This window comes from Sulfitobacter sp. M39, assembly GCF_021735935.1.
GTDB lineage: Bacteria > Pseudomonadota > Alphaproteobacteria > Rhodobacterales > Rhodobacteraceae > Sulfitobacter.
This window is the reverse complement of sequence record NZ_WMDZ01000001.1, coordinates 689,552-711,297: the sequence shown is the minus strand read 5'-3', so window position 1 is coordinate 711,297 and position 21,746 is coordinate 689,552. Positions and strand designations below refer to the sequence as shown.

The following is a 21,746-nucleotide window of genomic DNA, read 5'->3' as shown; positions in this document are numbered from 1 at the left end:
AAGGCATAACGCAGGGAAGTACCTGCCATCTGGAAGAGGGATTATAGGTGAAACTCATTATCGCAACAATCAAGCCATTCAAGCTCGAGGAAGTGCGCGAAGCACTGACCGAAGCGGGCGTGCGCGGCCTGATGGTGACCGAGATCAAGGGCTTTGGTGCCCAATCCGGCCATACCGAAATCTACCGCGGCGCTGAATATGTCGTGAACTTCGTACCCAAGGTGAAACTTGAACTGGTGGTCGCAGATGCGCTGGCCGACCAGATGGTCGAGACGATCACCCGCACCGCACATACCGGCAAGATCGGCGACGGCAAAATCTTTGTCCTCGACGTTGAACAAGCCGTGCGCGTGCGCACCGGCGAAACCGGCGAAGACGCCATCTGACCCCCACGTCCGAGGAATTGACGACATGACATCACGACTTCTTATTCCCCTTGCCGCCGCAGCGACGCTGCTGCCGTCCTTGGGTTTCGCGCAGGAGGCCGAGTATGCAACCGCGGCTGACACTGCTTTCATTTTCAACACGATCCTGTTCCTGATCGGCGGCTTTCTGGTGTTCTGGATGGCGGCGGGTTTTGCCATGCTCGAAGCCGGTCTGGTGCGGTCCAAGAACGTGACCACCCAGCTGACCAAGAACATCGCGCTTTTCGCACTGGCCGCCATTCTCTACTGGCTGGTCGGCTATAACATCATGTACCCCGGCGACGCGTGGATCATCCCCGGTGTGTTCGGCACTTTTGCAACCAAGGACATCAAGACGGCGATTGACGCGGGCGGCTATTCCAACGCGTCTGACTTCTTCTTCCAGCTGATGTTCTGCGCGACCACCGCATCCATCGTTTCGGGCACATTGGCCGAACGTATCAAACTGTGGCCCTTCCTGATCTTCACTGTCGTACTGACCGGCTTTATCTATCCGATCGAAGCAAGCTGGCAGTGGGGCGCAGGCTGGCTGTCTGACGCGGGCTTCAGCGACTTTGCGGGCTCCACTCTGGTCCACGCAGCCGGTGGCTTTGCGGCTCTGGCAGGTGCGCTGGTGCTTGGCCCCCGTATCGGCAAATACAAAGACGGTCGTGTGATCCCGATGCAGGGTTCGAACCTGCCGCTTGCCACTTTGGGGACGTTCATCCTGTGGCTGGGTTGGTTCGGCTTCAACGGCGGCTCGCAATTGGCTATGGGGTCGATGATCGACGCCGACGCTGTCGCGCAGATCTTTGCCAACACCAACATGGCGGCTGCTGCCGGTGCCATCGCCGCGCTGGTCCTGACCCAGATGCTGTACAAAAAGCCCGACCTGACAATGGTGCTGAACGGCGCGCTGGCCGGTCTGGTCTCTATCACAGCTGGTCCGCTTGACCCGACGCTCTTCGGTGCGCTTTGGATCGGTGCTGTGGGCGGTGCGATCGTGGTCTTCGCGGTGCCCTTCCTTGACAAGCTCAAGATCGATGACGTGGTCGGTGCGATCCCGGTTCACCTGATCGCAGGCTTCTGGGGCACGCTGGTTGTTCCCGTCTACACCGACGGCACATCCTTTGTGACACAGATCATCGGCTTTGCCTCAATCGGTGCCTTTGTCTTCATCGTGTCGCTGATCGTCTGGATGATCCTGAAAGCCACCACCGGCATCCGCGTCAGCGAAGAAGCCGAGATCGTTGGCTTGGATGTGTCCGAATTGGGCATGGAAGCCTACCCTGAGTTCTCCAAGAGCTAAGGTCTAAACTCCTGCAGGCAGGCAGAGGCCCGGGCGTTCGCGCCCGGGCTTTTTGCTGCGCGGGTGATATGCTCGGCCGGGCTGGCAATGCGCCCAAACAAAAACCGCCGCGCCAGATGCCAGCGTGGCGGTTTGAGTATTTTTAAAAGGGTGAAGCGGCGGGTTAGATGCCGACCTCGATGATCGCCTTGGCGAGGATCGGCACGGTTTCGGCGTTCAGCCCCGCGATGTTCATGCGGCTGTCACCCACCATATAGATGCCGTGGTCTTCGCGCAGCTTGTCGACCATGTCAGACGAGGTTCCAAGACGCGAGAACATGCCGCGGTGTTCGGCAAGGAAACCGAAGCGGTCAGAGCCGGAGAGGCGCTGCAGTTCGCCCGCGAGCTGGCTGCGCAGGCCCAGCATGGTGTTGCGGATGTCTTCGAGCTCGGCCATCCAGTCGCTGCGCAAGGCGTCGTCGTTCAGGATGGTGGTGACGATGCGGGCCCCGTGATCGGGCGGGAAGCTGAAGTTCTGGCGGTTGAGAAAGGCCAGCGTGCCCTGGTTCAGCTTTTGCGCCGAGCTGTCTGCCGACAGCGCCATCAGGATACCGGTGCGTTCGCGGTAAATCCCGAAGTTCTTGGAGCAGCTTGCCGCGATCAGACATTCAGGCACCGCCGCCGCGACCTTGCGCGTGGCCGCCGCATCCGCGTCAAGCCCGTCGCCAAAGCCCTGGTAGGCGATATCGATCATCGGGGTGGCACCGGTGTCTTGCAACACTTTGATCACCGCGTCCCATTCGGCGGCGTTCAGGTTGGCCCCTGTCGGGTTGTGGCAGCAGCCGTGCAGCAGGACCACATCGCCTTTTTGCGCGGTCTTGAGGTCGGCGATCATGCCATCGAAATCAACGCCACGGGTTTCATCGTCGAAATAGCGGTAGGGGACCATCTCCATCCCCAGATATTTCAAGATCGACAGATGGTTCGGCCATGTCGGGTTCGACACAAACACCCGCGCTTGCGGGCGGGCCATCTGGATCAGCTCGAACGCTTGACGGATCGCGCCGGTCCCGCCTGGGGTTGCCGCCGCGGCGACCTGCGCGCGGGGGACCGCATCACCAAGCACCATCTGCACCATCGCATCGCCAAAGGCAGGATCGCCCGCCAGACCGGTATAGGCCTTGCTGGTCTGGGCTTCCCACAGCTGGTGTTCAGCCGCCTTGACCGCGCGCATGACGGGCGTCAGCCCCGTGGCATCCTTGTACACGCCCACGCCAAGGTCGATCTTGGTCTCGCGGGGGTCGTCCTTGTACATCTGCATCAAGGCAAGGATTTTATCGGCGGGCTGCGCCTGTAGGGTTTCGAACATTATGCGTCTCCGGTCGCAACGGGCACGGTGGGGAACATCCCCCATTCTGCCCAAGATCCATCGTAAAGGGACCAATCGGTATGGCCCATCCGTTCCAGTGCCAGCGCGAGTATCGCCGCGGTGATGCCGGACCCGCAGGTCGTGATCACAGGGTGGGACAGGTCAATGCCCGCCGCTTCAAAAGCCGCTTTGGTCTCGGCTACGGATTTCAGTGTTTTGTCGTCGTTCAACAGCTCTGTGTAGGGCAGGTTGCGCGCCCCGGGGATGTGGCCGGCGCGCAGACCTTCGCGGGGTTCGGGCGCGTCGCCGCGAAAGCGGGCCGCTGCGCGGGCATCCACGATCTGCGGTGCCTTGAGCTTGGACGCCTGAGCCACCTGCGTCACATCGCGCACCAGTTGGTTTTGGAAGCGCACGGTCATGTGGCGGTCGCGGGGGATAGGGGGCATGTCTTCGGTGGGGCGACCTTCGGCGACCCATTTGGGCAGGCCCCCATCCAGCACGGCGACATTTTCCTGCCCCATCAGACGGAATAGCCACCACACACGCGCGGCCGACAGCAAGCCGGCCCCGTCATAGACCACCACCTGATGCCCGTCGCCCACACCCATAGCGCGCATCCGCGACATGAATTTTTCAGCAGGCGGGGCCATATGCGGCATATCCGACCGCCCATCAGAGATTTCGTCGATGTCGAAAAAGCGGGCGCCGGGGATATGCGCCTGATTGTACTCGGCTTTGGGGTCGCGCCCTGCATCGGGCAAATACCATGACGCGTCCAGCAGACGCAGGTCGGGATCCTTGAGGTGCTGCGCCAGCCAATCGGTTGAAACAAGCGTTTTCGGGTTGTCAGCCATGGGTCCACCCCCTTTTAGAACAGGTTTTTCAATGCCTACCCGCGACGGCCCCCGCAAGCAAGAGCCCGCGACTGTGCACATGCAGCACAGGCCGGAAATGGGGGGAATGTGTTCCGTTCAGGCGTCGAGTGCGGGACTGGGCGTCAGCCGTGGTCTTTCAGCAGACGCTGCTTTTGGCGGGACCAGTCGCGCTTGGCGGCGGTTTCGCGTTTATCGTGCAGCTTTTTACCCTTGGCGATGCCGATCTTGATCTTGGCCATGCCACGGTGATTGAAATACATCACCATCGGGACCAGCGTCATGCCTTTGCGTTGGGTTTCATTCCACAGGTTCGACAGTTCCTTCTTGGACACCAAGAGCTTGCGGCGACGGCGTTCCTCGTGGGTGAAGGTCTTGGCCTGCGTATAAGGCGCGACGTAGGAGTTCACCAACCACAGTTCGCCATCTTCCACGGCGGCGTAGCTTTCGGCGATATTGGCACCGCCGTTGCGGAGCGATTTGACCTCGGACCCTTCAAGGATGATGCCGCATTCGACATCATCGTCGATCGCGTAATCGAACCGCGCGCGGCGGTTTTCGGCGATGACCTTGTAGTTCGGGTCGGATTTGGAAGATGATTTAACCTGTGACATGCCAAGGATGTAGGGCGTTGCGGCCCTGCGCGCAAGATGCCGCAGCGGGCATAACCGCATGGACCATCAGGCGGGGCGCGCCGGCCCTGCCCGCTTAGTCGCCCAGCTTGGCGTGCACCTCGGCGAGGTCGACCTCTCCCGTGGGCATCTTGTTCCCCGGGTCGTCGAAATCGTATTTGAACAGCTCGAAATCCTTTTTGAAGATCTCGCGCATCAGATGCATCGACAGATCGTCGAAGTAATCCTCAACCGGGTGGGCGCGCTTGGGGCCGTGGCCTTCGGATTCGTTAAACCGCGGAATTTCGGACAGGTTCACCGTATGGGGCGTGTCGATGGCATCCAGCACGCTTTGCATGCCGTCGTTGAATTTCTCGGTCCAGATGATCTTGTCATAGGTGCCGCCGTTCACGATGAACGTGCTGACATGCCCCGATTGCGCGGACCAGTGGATGTCCGGGTCCATCGGGCGACGCCAGCGGATGGTGTCGCGGGCAAACAGCAGGAAGCGGCGGAAGCTGGCGATCTGGTCAAACTCTTGCTTGCCGTCATCGCCGCCGACCTCGATCCCGTATTTCTGCACGAGCAGCGGCACCAGATTGCCGCGATACCGCCGACCGTTGCGCTGGATGCCGCAGATCTTGTCAAAGAACGAGCTGAGGATGCGGGTGTAGGGATTGCGCACGCAGGTGAAGGCGTAGGATTTGTGGTTTTCCACATTGCGCGTGATCAACGGCTGAGAGTCGTCATGCGCCCATTTGTGCATGCCCGATTTCGCGTCATGGATGTCGCCGTCAAAGAATTCGCCATGGTCCGAATAGAACATGATCTGCCCGATCGTCGAACAGGCGCATTTGGGCACCACGCGGTATACCACGCTTTCGCTTTCTGTCATCCATGTCCCTGGGAAACCCATAATCGGCTCTGCCTCCTAAACTTTTTCGCACTTATGCTGCCATTTATGGCGACAGAATGGCCTGAAATATAGAAAAAGCAAATATTCGCGGTTTATTCAATCGCTGTTCGCCTTTATCTAACAAACTCGTCCAGAGCAGAGGGGATGCGTGTTTCGCGATGGCCAGAATTGCCTATATCCTTTTGTGTCACAAAGACACCGTTGCAATCATCAAGCAGGCGGAGAGATTGACGGCGTCTGGCGATTACATGTCGATCCACTTTGACGCCTCGGCCAGCCCGACCGATTTCGCACAGATCACCCAAGCGCTTGGCAAGAACCCCAATGTGACCTTCGCAAGCAAACGCATCCGCTGCGGCTGGGGAGAATGGTCGCTGGTACAGGCGACGCTGAACGCCGTCGAAAGCGCGATTGATGCCTTTCCGCGTGCCACACATTTCTACATGCTGTCGGGCGATTGCATGGCAATCAAATCCGCCGAATACATCCACGACTACCTTGATGATAACGACGTCGATTTCATCGAAAGTTTTGACTACTTCGAAAGCGACTGGATCAAGACCGGCTGGAAGGAAGAGCGGCTGATCTACCGTCACTGGTTCAACGAGCGCACCCAGAAAAAGCGATTCTACGGCATGTTCGAGTTGCAGAAACGCCTTGGTCTGACTCGCGACATTCCTGCGGACCTGCAAATCCAGATCGGCAGCCAGTGGTGGTGTCTGCGCCGCCAGACCATAGAGGCGGTGATGGCCTTCACCCGCAAGCGCAAAGACGTGATGCGGTTTTTCAGGACCACCTGGATCCCGGACGAGACGTTTTTTCAGACCATCGTGCGCCACATCGTGCCCGATAACGAAATTCGTGCGCGCACGCTGACGTTCCTGATGTTTACCGACTACGGCATGCCGGTGACCTTCTATAACGACCACTACGATCTGCTGCTTGCCCAAGACTATCTGTTCGCACGCAAGATCAGCAGCGAGGCGACGGACCTCAAGCGCCGGTTGGGGTTGCTCTATTCGGCCAAGGATGTCGAAATGCAGATCAGCAACGAAGGGCGCAACCTGTTCAAGTTCTTGACCGGTCGGGGCCGGATCGGGCGACGGTTCTCTACCCGTTTCTGGGAGACGGAGAGCACGCTGGGGCGCGAGCGCGAGCTGCTGATTGTCGTGTGCAAAAAGTGGCATGTCGCCAAACGCGTGCTAGAGCAGATGCGTCAGGTCACCAACCTGCCCGCGATCGAATATCTGTTCAGCGAACAGGACACCCCTCTGCCCGATCTTGGCGGCATCCAGAACAGTCTGGGCAAGCGCACCCGCCACCGGCGATCCCTGATGCGGATGCTGTTCGACTATTACGAGGCCGACCGGCTGATCGTCTGCATGGATCCCGGCGATATCGACCTGCTGAACGACTTTGCCTCTGACCGGTCGATGACACGGGTTCTCGAGATCGAATGCCAGTTCTCGGATGACTACCTGATCGGCCACGCCATGCGCGTGGGGCTGGCGGGCGAACGCACCTCGGCTGACACGCTGGAACGGCTGCTGCCCACCATCCGGAACGACCTGACCCTTGAATCCGACCGCATCCGCGACGCGCAGTTTGAAAACTACGCCCGGATGCGCGAAACAGCCTCGGCGCAGGACAATGCCGAGGCGCTGGCCGCTTTCCTGCGCATCTCTCCGGAACAGGCGCAGCCCATTGCCGACACACATTATCTATTCACCGATTAAGGACATCCCATGGCTTACAGCTACGACGACCAGAACATCTTTGCCAAAATCCTGCGCGGCGAAATCCCGAACAACACGGTATATGAATCCGACCACGCGCTTGCCTTTCGCGATATCGAACCCCAAGCGCCGACGCATGTGCTGGTGATCCCCAAGGGCCCCTACATCAGCTTCGACCACTTCGCGGCAGAGGCAAGCGATGCCGAAATCGTCGGCTATGTACGCGCCATCTCGGAAGTCTGCAAAGCCGAAGGGGTTACATTGGACGCGGGCGAAGGGTTTCGTATGATCGCCAATGCCGGCGCGCATGGGGTTCAGGAAGTCCCGCACCTGCATGTGCATATTCTGGGCGGTCGGCCCATGGGGCGCATGGTGGCGCGCCCCAGCTAACCCGTCACGACATTAATCAGTGCGCAAAAGGCGCGGCGTGATCTTGCGCCGCGCTTATTTGTTTTTACGACCCGCCCGCCAGCGCGCGAAACGACCCTGCTTTTCGGCGATGTCATCTTCCAACCGCTCTAACGTCGGATCAATGCGCGCGCGCCTGAACCGACGCCAACGGACCCAGATCGCATAGACCACGGCCGCAAACAGGGTCAGGATAATGATATTCAGGAACGGGATGCCCTTGCTGGCGTCCGGCCCGTCCACCACGCGCACGGACACCGCGTTGGGGAAAATCGACAGGAATTCATTGCGCCAGCCGTAATGCTTGACCGCGACATACTGCGGCGTACCGGCGGCGGACTTCAGATCAGATGCCTCGGCCTGCAGGTTGGTCGTGTCGAACTTGAAATACGGCGGCCAGCCCCAGCCGGTGTCTTCGTTGCGGTAGACCATGACGTCGCCCTTGGCCCGACGCGTCTGGATGAAGAACACATCGCGGTTGCCCAAGGCGGTGCTGTTGCCCACATCCGCATGCGACCAGAAGATCGAGTTTTCGCCAAAGTCGATGCGCTTTTCATAGGTGTCGGTAATCCGTACGATATCGACCTGAGGCAGCGTATAGTGAAAGAACGCGGCAATGATCAGCCAGATCACACCCCAGAAGGTCCATTTGATGATCGCCATCGGCGTTACCCCTTAGTTAAAGTTCGTGAGGTAGACAGTCAGGATGACCAGCCCCACCGGGACAATATAGACCCCAAGGATCAGCTTGCGACGGATCGACCCGTCATATCGTTTGAGCCCTCGTTGCACGAAAATGTCGCGATCCACAAGACGCGGCCCGTCCGCCCACTTCTGGTAGAGCTTGCCGCGCCGTACCCGACGCGAATAGAGCGACAAGGCGATATAGATGATCGTTAGGACGACGAACCCGATGACGATCAACCTCAGCAAACCCAGCATAATCCCGCGCCTCTTCTTGCGCCCCGGATCGGGGCTTAGTCGGTCAGCGGCCAGACGATCTTGATCTCGCCGCCGCTTTCACGCTCTGGGGTTTCCAGCTCTCCGCCCAATTGCTGGGCGGCGGCAAGCAGGATGCGCATGCCGAGCCCCGTGCCCGTGGTCCGATCTTTGGGAATACCGGGGCCGTCGTCAATGCAGCTGAGGTGGTAGAAGCCGCCCTTGCGTTCGCCGCGCAGGTCAAGTGTCCCGCGTTTGCGGCCCTCATAGGCGTATTTCGCAGCGTTGGTCATCGCCTCGTTCACGATCATCCCCACGGATGACGCCGAACGGGACGACAGATGCGCCGGATCGACCTCAATGTTCACCTGCACCCCGTCGGGCAATTGTTCACTGGTGGAATGGGCGACCTTCTTCAGGAAGGCTGCGATATCCACGGCGGCACCGGTTTCAGTCAGGTACAATGCCTCGTGCAGGCTGCTGATGGTCGACAGGCGGCCCTGAATGGTGTCCAGCGCGGCGCGGGCCTCGGGGGATTTTTCGCTGCGGATCTGGATGCGGATCAATGCCTCTAGGGACTGGAGCGAGTTTTTCACGCGGTGGTCGACCTCTTTGCGCAGCACCTCGGCATCGGCCAGGGCCTTGCGCAATTCGATCTGCCGCATCGCCTGCCCTGCCAGCACCTTGAGCGCACGGCGCTGAAAATCATTGAGCTGATGCGGTTTCTTATCCAGCACGCACAGCGTCCCGAGCGGCAGATTCTTGTCGTCCTCCAGCAAGGCACCGGCATAAAACCGGATCGAATCCTCGCCCGTGACAAAGTTGTTATCCACTGTACGCGGGTCGGCGGTCGTGTCGTTCACCTCAAGGTAGTCATCCCCCGCGATGGCATGGGCGCACATACTGTCCGTGATGTCGCTGCCGTCAATCTCGAGCCCGACCTTGGATTTGAACCACTGGCGGTCTTCATCCACCAAAGAGATCAGCGCGATCGGCACCTCGCAAATCTCTGCCGCGAGGCGGGTGATGTCGTCGAACCCCTCTTCGGGGGCGGTATCCAGAATATTATACCCCCGCAGCAAAGCGAGGCGCATTTCTTCTTGCTCTATCAAAGATGCTTTCATCGGTAACACTCACGAAACAGCGTGCGGAAAGCACTTTTAACAAGACTTGGGAAGCGGGCGATAGGCAAGGATTTCACCTGCCGCGCCGACCCTGTGACAGCGATGCGTCAAGATATCGACGTGACCGTGCAGGTCAAGCCATATTCCCTGTTTGTACTCGCAGGCATCCTCAGCAGCTAAAAGGGCGTTTGCCCCCCTTAATCAGGGGGGCAGCTCAATCAGCCTACGACGTTGAAATCAGGGCCATAAGGATAGCCGGTGATATTGTCGTTACCTTCTTCTGTGATCACCAGAATATCATGTTCGCGGTAGCCGCCCGCGCCGGGTTGACCTTCGGGAAGGGTCAGCATCGGCTCCATCGAGATGACCATGCCGGGTTCAAGCACCGTGTCGATGTCCTCGCGCAGCTCCAGCCCTGCTTCGCGGCCATAGAAATGCGACAACACGCCGAACGAGTGGCCATAGCCAAAGGTGCGGTATTGCAGCAGGTCACGCTCTTCTAGGAAGGCGTTGATCTTGTGGGTCACATCGGCGCAGCTGATACCGGGCTTCAGCAGGCTCATCCCGTATTCATGGGCAGCGACATTGGCCTCCCAGATTTTCAGGCTGGCGGGGTCCACCTCTCCGGCGAACATGGTGCGTTCCAGCGCCACGTAATAGGCCGAGATCATCGGGAAGGTGTTCAGCGACAGGATATCGCCGCGTTCCAGTTGCCGCGCAGTGACCGGATTATGCGCACCATCGGTGTTGATGCCGGATTGAAACCACACCCAGGTGTCGCGGTATTCGGCGTCGGGGAACCGCTTGGCAATCTCAAGCTCCATCGCGTCGCGGCCTGCCATTGCGATGTCGATCTCGCGCGCGCCGACCTTGACCGCATCGCGGATCGCGTAGCCGCCCACATCAGCGACCTGCGCGGCCTGACGGATCAGGTCAATCTCTGCCGGAGACTTGTGCATCCGCTGGCGCATGGTCGTCTCGAACAGGTCGATCATCACCACCGGCTCAAGGAAATCTTCCAGCTTGTCGCGCTGCATTAGCGTCAGGTGGTCCCCCTCATAGCCGATCACCGCGCCCTTGCCCGTAACCGAGGCGACGGCGCGCCAATAATTGTCGCGCTGCCAGTCGGTATAGGTGATGTTGTCGCAAAAGCTGCGGCGCCACGGCTGACCGGCGTCGATGCCCGCGGAAATGGTCACACACTCTGTCTCGGTCACCACCAGCCCATAGGGGCGGCCAAAGGCGCAATACAGAAAGCCCGAATAATAGGCGATATTGTGCATCGACGTGAAGACCGCCGCCGTCGCACCGGCCGCATCCATCCGTTCGCGCAGCTCTTCCAGACGCGCTTCGTATTCAGCGGTGTCAAACGGCAGCGGAGACTTCGTGCCGTTATGGAAACGGTACATATCGGGGCGGGCGGTTTTGGATGTATTGGTCATATCAGACCCTCCTTCTCAGAAAGGTCCCGGCGTGCAGGACGCAAGGGCCGTGAAATGCAGGACGACGCCATCGTCCCAACCCGCCCCCTGTCTCGCCGATTTGCGCGGCCCGATCAAGGCTCACTTTATGCCAAGCAGCGCTTTCACCATATCGCTGTCGGGGTCTTCCAGCAGGTCGATAATATCGAAATGATGCCGCCCCTCGACGACGAACTGCTTGGCCCCCCACACGCGCGAGAATTGTTCGGCCTGCTCCAGAAAGGCGGGGCGTTCATCAGCCCCGACCCAAATCGTGACGTTCACCCCATGGGGTGGCGTCATGTTCACGGGGCTTTCCGCCGTCGCTTCGGCTTCGTCCAGCTGAAGAATGTCGTTCATAGAGGTCTGCAACAGCGGCATCAGGTCTGCCACGGGCGAGATGGACACGATATTCTCGATCCGGTCGCGAACATCGCCGGACAGGATCAGCGGGTCGGTCATGCGGGCAACCTGCTGCCCCCCTGCGGAATGGCCGACAAGCGCCAGCGCACCTTGGGTGCGTTTCGCGATCTGGGAAATGGCGCGGGCGACCTGACCGGTGATCTGGCTGATCCGCACATCGGGGCACAGGTCATAGCCGACCATCGCAACCGCATAGCCGCGCGCCAGGGGGCCCGCCGCCAGATGGGACCAATCGGCAGGGGCAAACGCTTTCCAATAGCCACCGTGGACAAAGATCACCGTGCCCCGCGAGACGCCTTCGGGTTCGAACAAGTCATAGACTTCGCGGTCGGTCGGCCCGTAAGAGATATTCTTTTGCGCACGAAACCCCAGCTTCTTGCGGAATGCCGCTGCGGCTTCTTTCCAGCGGGGCGGATATGCCTCTGCGTTATCGATATAAGCGGCGTTGGCATAGGCGTCGTCTAGCTGCATGTGGTCCTCCGTCAGCGTCCCGATACGAACGGAACTAGACAATCATAGCGTTTGTTGCTTTGGGTAACCACAGACAAAAGCGGAGAGATCAAAATGACTGACGCAAAGACTGACCTGAAATCAATGCTCAAGGATCCAAGTCTGCTAGAGACCCGCGCCTATATCGGTGGCGCATGGGTTGATGGCGACGATGGCACCTTTGATGTGGTGAACCCTGCCCGCGGCGATGTGATTGCCAAGGTCGCCAACCTCAGCCGTGCGCAGGTGGCCGGTGCCATCGCTCAAGCGGAAAAGGCACAGAAGGAATGGGCCAGCTGGACCGGCAAGGAACGGGCCGGCGTCATGCGCAAATGGTTCGACCTGATGATGGAAAACCAGGACGATCTGGGGGCCATCCTCACCGCTGAACAGGGCAAGCCTCTGGGCGAAGCCAAGGGCGAGATCGGCTATGGCGCGTCCTTTATCGAATTCTTCGGCGAAGAGGCCAAACGCGTCTACGGCGAGACCATCCCCGGCCACCAGCGCGATAAGCGGATCACCGTGATCAAGCAGCCCATCGGCGTGGCCGCGTCGATCACCCCGTGGAACTTCCCCAATGCGATGATCACCCGCAAGGCCGCGCCCGCGCTGGCCGCTGGCTGCGCCTTTGTGGCGCGCCCCGCTGCGGAAACACCGCTGTCGGCGATCGTGATGGGTGTGCTGGCCGAACGCGCGGGCATCCCCGCAGGCGTGTTCAACGTCGTGCCGTCGTCGTCGTCCTCTGCCGTGGGCAAGGAGTTCTGCGAAAACCCCGCCGTGCGCAAACTGACCTTTACCGGATCAACCGAAGTGGGCCGCATCCTGCTGAAACAGGCTGCCGATCAGGTTATGAAATGCTCGATGGAGCTGGGGGGCAACGCGCCGTTCATCGTCTTTGACGACGCCGATCTGGACGCCGCTGTCGAAGGCGCGATCCTGTGCAAGTTCCGCAACAACGGCCAAACCTGTGTTTGCGCGAACCGCATCTACGTGCAGGCCGGTGTCTATGACGCCTTCGCTGAAAAGCTGAAAGCCCGCGTTGAAAAGATGAAGGTCGGCGACGGCTTTGAAGACGGCGTGGAACTGGGGCCGCTGATCAACGGCGATGCCTCCGAAAAAGTGAAGGAACATGTCGAGGACGCGGTGTCGAAAGGCGCCGAAATCCTGCTGGGCAGCAAAGAAGAGAAGATGGAGGGCAACTTCCTCGCGCCGACCATCATCACCGGTGTGACGCAGGATATGAAAGTCTCGAAAGAGGAAACCTTCGGCCCGCTCGCCCCGCTGTTCAAGTTCGACAACGAAGACGACGTGATCGAGATGGCCAATGACACGATCTTTGGTCTTGCGTCCTACTTCTACGCCAAAGACCTAAGCCGCGTGTACAAGGTCGCAGAGGCGCTGGAATATGGCATCGTGGGTGTGAACACCGGCATCATCTCGACCGAGGTCGCGCCGTTTGGCGGCGTCAAGCAGTCCGGTCTGGGCCGCGAAGGCAGCCACCACGGGATCGAAGATTACCTTGAGATGAAATATATCTGCATGTCGGTCTGACCTGCGGATCATCTGGGATTAGAAACGGGCGGCGGGGTCATCCTGCCGCCCGTTTTCGTATCAGCCGTTCAGCGCGCGGGTGATCAACTGGCCCAAGCGCTCGATCCCTTCAGCGATCTTGCCTTCGGTCGAGGTGGAATAGCTGAGCCGCAAGGTATTGCGCCCCGACCCGTCCGCGAAAAACGCGTGCCCCGGTACAAAGGCGACCCGTTCGCTTTCCAGCGATTGTTTCAGCAGGTCGGCCCCGTCCAGCGTGTCAGGCAGTGTCACCCAGATGAACATGCCGCCTTCGGGTTTGGTCCAGCTCACCCCTTCGGGCATATGTGCCTGCAGCGCTGCCAGCATAGCGTCTCGACGGGCACGGTAGGCGCTTCGGATCGTGTCGATGTGGCTGTCGAAATGCTGTTCCGCGACCGTGGCCACGGCAATCTGGTTCAGTGTCGCACTGTGCAAATCCGCCGCCTGTTTCATCAGCACAAGTTGCGAGATCACCGGCATCGCGGCGCAGACCCAGCCCACACGCAGCCCGGGCGACAGTGTTTTCGAAAAGCTGCCGCAATAGATCGTCCGACAGGCTTCCAGATCACCGTTCCGGCGTTCGGCCTCAAGCGCGAGGATCGGCGGGATCGCGTCGCCGTCAAAGCGCAGCGACTGATAGGCCGCGTCTTCGATCACGGCGATGTCCATTTCCTCGGCCAGATCAATCACCCGCTCGCGCGCGGCGCGGCTGACGGTGGCCCCTGTCGGATTGGCAAAATCAACGGAAAGATAGGCGAACTTGGTCGCGCCGCCTGCCTCTTTCGCGGCGGCGGTATAATCCGCACCACTGCGGTTGCTCAGCGGGTCCAGCTTGTCATAGCGCGGCTCGTAGGCGTTAAAGGCGCCCAAAGCCCCCAGATAGGTCGGCCAGCCCACCAGCGCGGTATCCCCCGGCGACAGGAACAGCTTGCCCAGATAATCCAGCGCCTGCTGCGAGCCCGAGGTGATCAGGATGTTGTCCGGCGTCGCGGGAATACCGATCGCCTGCATCTGCGCGGCAATCCAGACACGCAGCGGTTTGTGCCCCTCGCTGGTGGAATACTGCAACCCCTGCGCCGCCATCGGCCCGTTCAGCGCCTCGGAAAAAGCGTCCTGAAAAGCCGTTTTGGGGAACAGATCAGGGTCAGGGATACCACCGGCAAAAGAGATGATATCGGGCTGGTCCAACAGCTTAAGCAGCTCGCGAATTTCCGACGCCTTCATGCGATTGGCGCGTGTGGCAAATATTTCCTGCAGTGACATCCGGCGTTCCTCCCCCGACTGGATCGGCGCACTGTGCCGTTTGCGCTATTTTAAGTCAACAACTGTGACCTAGCCCCCATGCGCGCACAAAAAAGCCCGGCGCAAATGCACCGGGCTTCGTCTGTCAGAGAGGTGTCGCTTAGTTGACGGTGTTCGCGTCAACCACATCCTTTTCAATCGCCTTTGTCGAACGCGCGATCTGGATCTGGCGCGGTTTCAGCGCTTCGGGCACCTGACGCTCCAGATCGATGTGCAGCATACCGTCGGCATGGGCCGCGCCGGTCACTTGCACGTGATCCGCCAGATGGAAGCGGCGTTCGAACGCGCGGGTCGCGATGCCACGATGCAGATAGGTCTTGTCCGTATCTTCATCAGCTTTGCGCGCCGAGACGATCAGCGATTTTTCACGGACTTCAACGCTCAGGTCGCCTTCGGTAAAGCCGGCGACGGCGATGCTGATACGATAGGAATCATCGTCCAGTTTTTCGATGTTGTAAGGGGGATAGCTTGGCTGCGGTGCGTCGTTGGCCATCACGCGATCCATCAGATTGGCAATCTGGTCAAAGCCGACAGTCGAACGGTGCAGCGGTGCAAAATCAAAACTACGCATAGGTATTCATCCTCGTTTGAGCGATAATCATTCAGGCCTTCCATCATGGACAGACCCTGGGTTGTCTGCCGGAACCCTCAACAGGCGTTCCGGTGACATGCATGTGGGGATGGATAAATCGCGTTTCAAGGGGACAAAATCACCCCTGATGACAAGTCAGGGTTTGACAAATTTCGCGCCGGTGGTGCGGCGGCGATCCTCTGACGTGATGCGCTTGCTGACCACACCACCGCCTTGGAAAACACCCTTGCCCGCCACCAGATCCGCCTGAAGCCGGGCCAGCGGCGCACCAAGCGCGGTACCAAGGGACACTTCCTTGTCCTCGACATGGGCCTTGGCGGATACGACAGACACAATCTGCGGCACCCCGTTTTCAAAGGTAAAGATCGGCGCACCACTGGCCCCGAAATCGACGGAGCATGTGGTCACCAGCACGCCTTCTTGGCGGGCCAGCACGCTGCAGACCTCTTGCAGGGACGGTGCCTCTGACCGGTCCTTGGCATAGCTCACCACCCCTAACTGGTCGCCGCGGCGCGGACGACGGGCGGTGTCGAAGGGTTTGATCGTGGTATTGCGGATCGGCCGGTCGAGTTCGAGCAGGGCCAGATCGTTGCGCACACGGTCCGAGGATACGACGCCGTCGTAGACATAATCGGGATGCACCACCGCACGGCGCACATTGCGATAGGCACCCGCCCGCCCGTTGCGCCAACCGGCAAGAAATTCGACCTCGCCATGATCAATGCGCTGCTTGCTGTCCTTGTCGTACAGACAATGCGCCGCTGTCAGAACCAAACGGGGCGCGATCAACGCGCCGGTGCAAAACCCCTTACCGCCGATATCCAGACGGCCCACGGCCTCCCACGCGCCGGCATCCACCCCCGTGTCCAGCCTGCGCAACCGCGCATCCTGAGCAAGCCCGGCCGTCGCAACGGTCAGGCACATGATAGAGATGGCTACCCAACGGCGCACGGATATTGCTCCTACTTCGGTGAGGTCTGGTCTTTAGCCTCTCCTAGCCGCGAGATAAGGCGAAAATGCGGCGAAAACCCTAGCGGAGGCGAGGAATCTGCAAATTTGCGCCTTTTTCTTGCGACAACGCAGGAGGCTTCGGCCCGCCCGACGCCCAATCCAGCAACTCTACCGTGTGCACCACGGGCACGCCCGCCGCCGATCCAATCTGCATCATGCAGCCGATATTGCCCGCCGCAATCACGTCGGGGTTCTTGGCCTGCAGGGTTTTGACCTTGCGGTCTTTCAACTGCTTAGAGATTTCGGGCTGCATCAGGTTATACGTCCCCGCCGACCCGCAGCACAGGTGTGAATCCGCAGGCTCGACCACGGTAAAGCCTGCGCGTTTCAGCAAATCCTTGGGGTAGCTCTTGATCTGCTGGCCGTGTTGCAGGGAACAAGCGGCATGATAGGCCACGGTCAGCCCGTGAGGGGCGGGCGCGGGGGCCTTTGGCGCATCGGTGCCCGCGATATCCCCCTTGGCGGGGTTGGGCATGGCGTCTGGGTCTGCGTCCCCCGCAAGATCGTGCAGCACCTCGGACACGTCCTTGGCGATCGCCGAAACCCGCGCCGCATCCGGCGCCAGCGGGTCGTTGCGGAACATATGGCCGTAGTCTTTCACCGTGGTGCCACAGCCCGAGGTGTTGATGACGATGGCGTCCAGCCCCTGCCCGTCCATCTCGGCGCACCATGCCTTAATGTTGCGCGCCGCGGTGGCATGGCTTTCGCTGGTTTTGCCCATGTGATGGGTTAGCGCCCCGCAGCAGCCCGCGCCTTCGGCGACGACCACTTCGCAGCCCTGCCGTGTCAGCAGGCGGATGGTGGCGTCGTTGATGTCGGTGTTCAGCGCCTTTTGCGCACAGCCCGTCATCAGCGCCACCCGTTTACGCGGTGCCCCCTGCGCCGGGAAGCTTTGCGGGTCGTCGTTGCGGCTGACCGGCGGGATCGTCTTGGGGGCCATTTCGATCATCGCACGCAACCGCGCGTCGGGCATCAACCGCGCGAAGGGGCGCCCGATCTTCGCCCCCAGAAGCGCCAGCCGGAACCGCGTCGGATAGGGCAGGATACGCGCCAGAACCCACCGCAAGGCACGGTCGCTGAAGGGCCGTTTGTAGCGTTTTTCGATGTAGTCGCGGGCGTGATCCACCAGATGCATATAGTGTACGCCCGAGGGGCAGGTCGTCATACACGCCAGACAGGATAGGCAGCGGTCGATGTGTTTGACCGTCTTTTCATCAGGATCGCGGTCGTTTTCGAGCATGTCCTTGATCAGATAGATACGCCCTCGCGGGCTATCCAATTCGTCACCCAACACCTGATACGTGGGGCATGTGGCAGTGCAAAAGCCGCAATGCACACAGGCGCGCAGGATCTCGTTGCTGCGCGCCGTCGCGGGGTTTTTCAACTGTTCTGCGGTGAATGTGGTTTGCATGAAAGCTCCGGCGTTGCGGGTACGAGACCCTGACGAGGTAAAGAGTTAAGCGGCGACGGTGCTGGCCCAGATCAGGCCGAACCAGGGCAGCGTGGTGGCCAAGATCCCCAGCACATTGGTCCATCGCTGCGAGGTGGCTCCGGGATAGGCGCGGCGCAACACCTGCGCGACAAAGGCCAGAACGGCGATCCAGCCCAGCCAGATACAGGCAATCGCCCCCATCGATGCCAGCAGGTTTTCGCCCCAATACTGCGCCACGCCATAGCGTATCGCCATCCCCGCCACGGCACAAAGAAAGGCCAAGAGCACCAGCGCACGCAGGCTGCGCCGGTCAGGCTTGCCACGGGTCAAGAGGCGGAACACCAACGGCCCGCCGATAAAGACGACAAGGAAGACCGCAAGCAAACTCATGCCGCGCGGTCCAGCTGGCCCGCGTTAAAAATGCCCTTGGGATCGAATTGCGCCCGCAAGGCCGCTGTCAGCCGCGCCACACCGGCGGGTTCGGGGTGGAACACGCCCAAGCGCGCCTTGGTCTGTGCATTGGCCCGCACCAGTGTTGCATGCCCATCCATCGGCCCGATGGCCGTGCGCAGATCATGGCCCGCGGCGCTGCGCAGCCAGATCAGCCCGCCCGCCCAGTCATAGGTCCAGCGCTCTGCCCCCGACCGCGCCGCGATCCCCGGCGCGTCAGAGGGTTTGCACGACACGCGCCACACATCACCCTGCCCGTCGTGAAACGCCGCCACATCGCGGATGCCGGACCAAAGCGCCTGCGTCGCCGCAGCTACGCGTTGCTCAATCTCTGCCCCCGCGCCGGCGAGCAATGATTGAAGCTGGCTCAGACGGTAGCTGACCGATGCCTCGAACCCCTCTATGCGCAGTGCGGTTTCGCGGGTGGCAGGGTCATGGGCGGCCCCTGTCACCTCGAACGGGCTGCCAAGGGCGCGGGCCATCGCAGCCACAGCGGCCCCATCGTCCAGCCCGTGCAACACCAAGGTCGCCTGCTTTTCAGGGCGTGGCAGCACCTTCATCGATACCTCGCTCAGCACACCCAAAGTGCCGTAAGACCCCGCCATCAGCTTGACCAGATCATAGCCGGTGACATTCTTCATCACGCGCCCGCCGTTCTTGACCACGGAACCGCGCCCGTCGACAAAGCGCACCCCCAGCAGAAAGTCCCGCGCCGCCCCGACCGAGATCCGCCGCGGCCCGCTGATATTGCCTGCCATCACCCCACCGATCGTCGGCGTGCCGCTGGTGCCCAACAGTCCGCGATGGTCCATCGGCTCAAACGCGAGACGCTGGTTCTCGGCGGCCAGTGCCTCTTCAATCTCGGCCACGGGGGTGCCCGGTTTCGCAACCAAGGTCAGCGCGCCGGGTTCGTACAGCGTGATCCCCTGCAGCCCCGCGACGCTCACGATCTGACCTGTCGCGGGCAGGCCGCGCGTGCCGCCGCCCTGAACCGAGATCGGGCCAGCGGCGTCTTTGACCGCATCGACCAGCGCCTCTTCGGATGTGATGGCCATAGCTCAGCTCCTTCGTCGTGCGTGTGATCTGTTGAAGATCAGCAGTTAATCAGGGCGCGGATTATTCCGCCGCCAGCGCCACGGCGCGGCGGGTTTCTGACGCGTCCAGCGGAAAGACTTTGGCGGGGTTCAGCAGCCATGCGGGGTCGAACACGTCTTTTACGGCCATTTGCGCCTCAAGGTCGTCGGGGGCGTATTGCACATGCATCAGGTCGCGCTTTTCGATGCCGACGCCATGTTCGCCGGTCAGACAGCCGCCCACCTCGACGCAGAGCTTGAGGATCTCGGCCCCAAATTCCTCGCACAGCTCCAGATCCCCCGGTTTGTTGGCATCAAACAGGATCAACGGATGCATATTACCGTCGCCCGCATGGAACACATTGCCGACCTTCAGCCCGAACTGATCGCTTAGTTCTTTGATGCGTTTGAGCACGAAGGGCAGCGACGACACAGGGATGGTGCCATCCAGACACATGTAGTCGTTGATCTGCCCCATTGCGCCAAAGGCCGATTTCCGACCCAGCCAGATCTTGGCGCTTTCCTCTGCGGATTTGGATTGCCGCAGCTCCACCGGATTGTGCCGCTGCGCGATGTCGGAAATCAGACCCAACTGGTGGTCAATCTCCGCGTCGGAGCCTTCGACCTCGATGATCAGCAAGGCTTCGCACATGGGGTAGCCGGCTTTGGCAAAGGCTTCCGTCGCTTCGATACAGGGGCGGTCCATGAATTCGATAGCGACGGGCAAGACACCCGCCTTGATAATGTCAGAGACACATTCCCCCGCGACCTCGTTATCGTCGAACCCGATTAGCACAGGCCGCGCGCCTTCGGGTTTGTGCAAGATGCGCAGCGTGGCCTCGGTCACCACCCCCAGCTGCCCTTCAGAGCCGCAGATCAGCCCAAGCAGGTCCAGCCCGCCCGCGTCCAGATGCGCGCCGCCAACCTCGATCACCTCGCCATCCATCAAGACCATCGTAACGCCCATGAGGTTGTTGGTCGTCACCCCGTATTTCAGACAATGCGCCCCGCCCGAATTCATCGCGATATTGCCCGCGATGGCGCAGGCCAGCTGGCTAGACGGGTCGGGCGCGTAAAAAAATCCGTCTTCCTCGACCGCGCCCGTGACGCTCAGGTTGGTACGCCCGGTTTGCACCTTGATGATGCGGTTGGCGTAATCGGTTTCGATCACCTCGTTCATTCGCGCTACGCCAAGGATCACGCAGTCCGCCGTGGGCAGCGCGCCCCCCGCCAGCGACGTACCGGAGCCGCGCGGCACGACGGGCACGCCCTCTTCGTGGCAGATGCGCAACACGTCCGACACCTGCTGTGTGGTATAGGGCAACACCGCCACCATCGGCGCGCATTTATAGGCGGTCAGCGCATCACATTCATAGGCCCGCGTCTCGCGTTCGTCCGAGATGACAGCATCAGCCGGCAGAACCTGACGCAGCCGATCAACCACACGCGTCTTACGCGCGATCACGGCTTGGCTGGGAATAGGCATTTCCATGGCGAACCTCCGGTTTGGTAAAATAATATGACCAATTAAAGACATTGGCAACACAGAACCAGTCGGCGTATGCAGCTTAACATGACTTGGATGGATCGCATCGCCCTGTTTCAACCGCTGGATTATGCCGCTTTGGCGATAATCTTTTGCGCCTGGCTGGCCATTGGCTGGCGCATCGAACACCCGAACCCCGCGAAGCCGTCTGTGTCGCTGATCATGGCGCAATACCGGCGCGAATGGATGACCCAGATGATCACCCGTCAGCCGCGTATCTTCGATTCGCAGATGATCAGCACCCTGCGGCAAAGCACGGCCTTCTTCGCCTCTACCAGCATGATCGCTTTGGGCGGGACATTGGCGCTTTTGGGCAACAGTGAGCGTCTGTCGACGGTGGTCGAAGACCTTGCCTTGACCGAGCTGCCCACCGTGGTGTGGGAATTCAAAATGCTGCTGCCACTGTTCTTTCTGACCAACGGCTTTCTGAAATTCGTCTGGTCAAACCGGCTGTTTGGCTATTGTTCGGTGCTCATGGCCGCCGTCCCAAATGACCCCGAGGACCGCCGCGCACCCCCGCTGGCGTCCAAGGCGGCAGAGATCAACATCACCGCCGCACGCAGTTTCAATCGGGGGTTGCGGTCGCTCTATTTTGCGCTGGCCAGTCTGGGCTGGATCGTCGGCCCGATCCCCCTCACCATCGCCGCTATGGTCACCGTCATCATCATCTGGCGGCGCGAGTTCACGTCACTGTCACGGCGCATTCTATTGGAAAATGAGCAAGGCTAGTCT

At 60.5% G+C, this 21,746-nt stretch carries 22 protein-coding genes; 6 read left to right on the top strand and 16 right to left on the bottom strand.

The genetic code is table 11. The features are described 5' to 3' along the window. The first annotated feature begins 47 nt into the window (after positions 1 to 47). Positions 48 to 386 (top strand): P-II family nitrogen regulator, encoded by a 339-nt coding sequence (locus GLP43_RS03390; protein WP_005851080.1) that lies wholly within the window; start codon positions 48 to 50, stop codon positions 384 to 386. A 25-nt stretch (positions 387 to 411) separates the two neighbouring features. Beyond that, positions 412 to 1,713 carry an ammonium transporter gene (locus GLP43_RS03385; RefSeq protein ID WP_237278199.1) on the top strand — a complete coding sequence of 434 codons (1,302 nt, stop codon included), beginning with the start codon at positions 412 to 414 and terminating at the stop codon, positions 1,711 to 1,713. Between the two features lie 163 nt (positions 1,714 to 1,876). On the opposite strand, the gene GLP43_RS03380 is transcribed toward GLP43_RS03385, so the two are convergent. The 4 genes from GLP43_RS03380 to GLP43_RS03365 all read right to left on the bottom strand — a co-directional run bounded on the left by GLP43_RS03380 (position 1,877) and on the right by GLP43_RS03365 (position 5,460). Next, positions 1,877 to 3,061 (bottom strand): amino acid aminotransferase, encoded by a 1,185-nt coding sequence (locus GLP43_RS03380; protein ID WP_237278198.1) that lies wholly within the window; start codon positions 3,059 to 3,061, stop codon positions 1,877 to 1,879. Next, positions 3,061 to 3,915 carry a 3-mercaptopyruvate sulfurtransferase gene (sseA, locus tag GLP43_RS03375; RefSeq protein ID WP_237278197.1) on the bottom strand — a complete coding sequence of 285 codons (855 nt, stop codon included), beginning with the start codon at positions 3,913 to 3,915 and terminating at the stop codon, positions 3,061 to 3,063. Before sseA ends, GLP43_RS03380 begins: the two co-directional genes overlap by 1 nt. Before the next feature lie 143 nt (positions 3,916 to 4,058). After that, the gene (smpB, locus tag GLP43_RS03370) at positions 4,059 to 4,547 is read right to left on the bottom strand and encodes an SsrA-binding protein SmpB (RefSeq protein WP_009825868.1); all 489 of its coding nucleotides are present in this window, start codon (positions 4,545 to 4,547) and stop codon (positions 4,059 to 4,061) included. A 94-nt stretch (positions 4,548 to 4,641) separates the two neighbouring features. Then, positions 4,642 to 5,460, bottom strand: coding sequence for a sulfotransferase family protein (locus GLP43_RS03365; RefSeq protein WP_237278196.1), 819 nt, complete (start codon positions 5,458 to 5,460; stop codon positions 4,642 to 4,644). Between the two features lie 158 nt (positions 5,461 to 5,618). On the opposite strand from GLP43_RS03365, the gene GLP43_RS03360 reads away from it, so the two are divergent. Next, positions 5,619 to 7,196 carry a DUF5928 domain-containing protein gene (locus GLP43_RS03360; RefSeq protein ID WP_237278195.1) on the top strand — a complete coding sequence of 526 codons (1,578 nt, stop codon included), beginning with the start codon at positions 5,619 to 5,621 and terminating at the stop codon, positions 7,194 to 7,196. 9 nt (positions 7,197 to 7,205) lie between these two features. Beyond that, on the top strand, positions 7,206 to 7,586 hold the full coding sequence (locus tag GLP43_RS03355) for a histidine triad nucleotide-binding protein (protein WP_005851062.1): 381 nt from the start codon (positions 7,206 to 7,208) through the stop codon (positions 7,584 to 7,586). A 54-nt stretch (positions 7,587 to 7,640) separates the two neighbouring features. On the opposite strand, the gene GLP43_RS03350 is transcribed toward GLP43_RS03355, so the two are convergent. The 5 genes from GLP43_RS03350 to GLP43_RS03330 all read right to left on the bottom strand — a co-directional run bounded on the left by GLP43_RS03350 (position 7,641) and on the right by GLP43_RS03330 (position 12,021). Continuing rightward, the gene (locus tag GLP43_RS03350; protein WP_237278194.1) at positions 7,641 to 8,267 is read right to left on the bottom strand and encodes a DUF1523 family protein; all 627 of its coding nucleotides are present in this window, start codon (positions 8,265 to 8,267) and stop codon (positions 7,641 to 7,643) included. 12 nt (positions 8,268 to 8,279) lie between these two features. Continuing rightward, positions 8,280 to 8,546 carry a hypothetical protein gene (locus GLP43_RS03345; RefSeq protein ID WP_237278193.1) on the bottom strand — a complete coding sequence of 89 codons (267 nt, stop codon included), beginning with the start codon at positions 8,544 to 8,546 and terminating at the stop codon, positions 8,280 to 8,282. 35 nt (positions 8,547 to 8,581) lie between these two features. Then, positions 8,582 to 9,667 carry a histidine kinase dimerization/phosphoacceptor domain -containing protein gene (locus tag GLP43_RS03340; protein ID WP_237278192.1) on the bottom strand — a complete coding sequence of 362 codons (1,086 nt, stop codon included), beginning with the start codon at positions 9,665 to 9,667 and terminating at the stop codon, positions 8,582 to 8,584. A 218-nt stretch (positions 9,668 to 9,885) separates the two neighbouring features. Next, complete coding sequence (locus GLP43_RS03335; protein WP_237278191.1) at positions 9,886 to 11,109, bottom strand: aminopeptidase P family protein; 1,224 nt, start codon at positions 11,107 to 11,109, stop codon at positions 9,886 to 9,888. Between the two features lie 120 nt (positions 11,110 to 11,229). Further along, positions 11,230 to 12,021 carry an alpha/beta hydrolase gene (locus GLP43_RS03330; protein ID WP_237278190.1) on the bottom strand — a complete coding sequence of 264 codons (792 nt, stop codon included), beginning with the start codon at positions 12,019 to 12,021 and terminating at the stop codon, positions 11,230 to 11,232. Positions 12,022 to 12,114: 93 nt separating this feature from the next. On the opposite strand from GLP43_RS03330, the gene GLP43_RS03325 reads away from it, so the two are divergent. Beyond that, positions 12,115 to 13,590 carry an NAD-dependent succinate-semialdehyde dehydrogenase gene (locus tag GLP43_RS03325; RefSeq protein WP_237278189.1) on the top strand — a complete coding sequence of 492 codons (1,476 nt, stop codon included), beginning with the start codon at positions 12,115 to 12,117 and terminating at the stop codon, positions 13,588 to 13,590. Positions 13,591 to 13,650: 60 nt separating this feature from the next. Here GLP43_RS03325 and GLP43_RS03320 read toward each other — a convergent pair whose 3' ends face one another. The 7 genes from GLP43_RS03320 to GLP43_RS03290 all read right to left on the bottom strand — a co-directional run bounded on the left by GLP43_RS03320 (position 13,651) and on the right by GLP43_RS03290 (position 20,960). Beyond that, a complete protein-coding gene (locus GLP43_RS03320) occupies positions 13,651 to 14,871 on the bottom strand; it encodes an aminotransferase-like domain-containing protein (RefSeq protein ID WP_237278188.1) in 1,221 nt (406 codons plus the stop codon). 139 nt (positions 14,872 to 15,010) lie between these two features. Beyond that, positions 15,011 to 15,481 carry an Hsp20 family protein gene (locus GLP43_RS03315; protein ID WP_237278187.1) on the bottom strand — a complete coding sequence of 157 codons (471 nt, stop codon included), beginning with the start codon at positions 15,479 to 15,481 and terminating at the stop codon, positions 15,011 to 15,013. A 156-nt stretch (positions 15,482 to 15,637) separates the two neighbouring features. Then, a complete protein-coding gene (locus GLP43_RS03310) occupies positions 15,638 to 16,426 on the bottom strand; it encodes a trypsin-like serine peptidase (RefSeq protein WP_237279916.1) in 789 nt (262 codons plus the stop codon). 106 nt (positions 16,427 to 16,532) lie between these two features. Then, positions 16,533 to 17,924 carry a glycolate oxidase subunit GlcF gene (gene glcF / locus GLP43_RS03305; protein ID WP_237278186.1) on the bottom strand — a complete coding sequence of 464 codons (1,392 nt, stop codon included), beginning with the start codon at positions 17,922 to 17,924 and terminating at the stop codon, positions 16,533 to 16,535. 45 nt (positions 17,925 to 17,969) lie between these two features. After that, positions 17,970 to 18,335, bottom strand: coding sequence for a hypothetical protein (locus tag GLP43_RS03300; protein ID WP_237278185.1), 366 nt, complete (start codon positions 18,333 to 18,335; stop codon positions 17,970 to 17,972). Next, a complete protein-coding gene (locus tag GLP43_RS03295) occupies positions 18,332 to 19,450 on the bottom strand; it encodes an FAD-binding protein (RefSeq protein WP_237278184.1) in 1,119 nt (372 codons plus the stop codon). Before GLP43_RS03295 ends, GLP43_RS03300 begins: the two co-directional genes overlap by 4 nt. 61 nt (positions 19,451 to 19,511) lie before the next feature. After that, the gene (locus GLP43_RS03290) at positions 19,512 to 20,960 is read right to left on the bottom strand and encodes an FAD-linked oxidase C-terminal domain-containing protein (protein WP_237278183.1); all 1,449 of its coding nucleotides are present in this window, start codon (positions 20,958 to 20,960) and stop codon (positions 19,512 to 19,514) included. Between the two features lie 81 nt (positions 20,961 to 21,041). Between GLP43_RS03290 and GLP43_RS03285 the strand changes: the two genes are divergently transcribed. Further along, entirely contained in the window at positions 21,042 to 21,743 is a 702-nt protein-coding gene (locus GLP43_RS03285) for a DUF599 domain-containing protein (RefSeq protein WP_037954554.1), read from the top strand. The last annotated feature ends 3 nt before the right edge of the window (positions 21,744 to 21,746 follow it).

Coding starts and splice junctions, on each gene's coding strand:
- GLP43_RS03295 (WP_237278184.1), bottom strand. CDS start 19,450: ATGGCCATCACATCCGAAGAGGCGCTGGTCGATGCGGTCAAAGACGCC.
- glcF (WP_237278186.1), bottom strand. CDS start 17,924: ATGCAAACCACATTCACCGCAGAACAGTTGAAAAACCCCGCGACGGCG.
- GLP43_RS03360 (WP_237278195.1), top strand. CDS start 5,619: ATGGCCAGAATTGCCTATATCCTTTTGTGTCACAAAGACACCGTTGCA.
- GLP43_RS03365 (WP_237278196.1), bottom strand. CDS start 5,460: ATGGGTTTCCCAGGGACATGGATGACAGAAAGCGAAAGCGTGGTATAC.
- GLP43_RS03340 (WP_237278192.1), bottom strand. CDS start 9,667: ATGAAAGCATCTTTGATAGAGCAAGAAGAAATGCGCCTCGCTTTGCTG.
- GLP43_RS03330 (WP_237278190.1), bottom strand. CDS start 12,021: ATGCAGCTAGACGACGCCTATGCCAACGCCGCTTATATCGATAACGCA.
- GLP43_RS03300 (WP_237278185.1), bottom strand. CDS start 18,335: ATGAGTTTGCTTGCGGTCTTCCTTGTCGTCTTTATCGGCGGGCCGTTG.
- GLP43_RS03320 (WP_237278188.1), bottom strand. CDS start 14,871: ATGTCACTGCAGGAAATATTTGCCACACGCGCCAATCGCATGAAGGCG.
- sseA (WP_237278197.1), bottom strand. CDS start 3,915: ATGGCTGACAACCCGAAAACGCTTGTTTCAACCGATTGGCTGGCGCAG.
- GLP43_RS03350 (WP_237278194.1), bottom strand. CDS start 8,267: ATGGCGATCATCAAATGGACCTTCTGGGGTGTGATCTGGCTGATCATT.
- GLP43_RS03335 (WP_237278191.1), bottom strand. CDS start 11,109: ATGACCAATACATCCAAAACCGCCCGCCCCGATATGTACCGTTTCCAT.
- smpB (WP_009825868.1), bottom strand. CDS start 4,547: ATGTCACAGGTTAAATCATCTTCCAAATCCGACCCGAACTACAAGGTC.
- GLP43_RS03325 (WP_237278189.1), top strand. CDS start 12,115: ATGACTGACGCAAAGACTGACCTGAAATCAATGCTCAAGGATCCAAGT.
- GLP43_RS03345 (WP_237278193.1), bottom strand. CDS start 8,546: ATGCTGGGTTTGCTGAGGTTGATCGTCATCGGGTTCGTCGTCCTAACG.
- GLP43_RS03290 (WP_237278183.1), bottom strand. CDS start 20,960: ATGGAAATGCCTATTCCCAGCCAAGCCGTGATCGCGCGTAAGACGCGT.
- GLP43_RS03380 (WP_237278198.1), bottom strand. CDS start 3,061: ATGTTCGAAACCCTACAGGCGCAGCCCGCCGATAAAATCCTTGCCTTG.
- GLP43_RS03385 (WP_237278199.1), top strand. CDS start 412: ATGACATCACGACTTCTTATTCCCCTTGCCGCCGCAGCGACGCTGCTG.
- GLP43_RS03285 (WP_037954554.1), top strand. CDS start 21,042: ATGACTTGGATGGATCGCATCGCCCTGTTTCAACCGCTGGATTATGCC.
- GLP43_RS03315 (WP_237278187.1), bottom strand. CDS start 15,481: ATGCGTAGTTTTGATTTTGCACCGCTGCACCGTTCGACTGTCGGCTTT.
- GLP43_RS03310 (WP_237279916.1), bottom strand. CDS start 16,426: ATGTGCCTGACCGTTGCGACGGCCGGGCTTGCTCAGGATGCGCGGTTG.
- GLP43_RS03355 (WP_005851062.1), top strand. CDS start 7,206: ATGGCTTACAGCTACGACGACCAGAACATCTTTGCCAAAATCCTGCGC.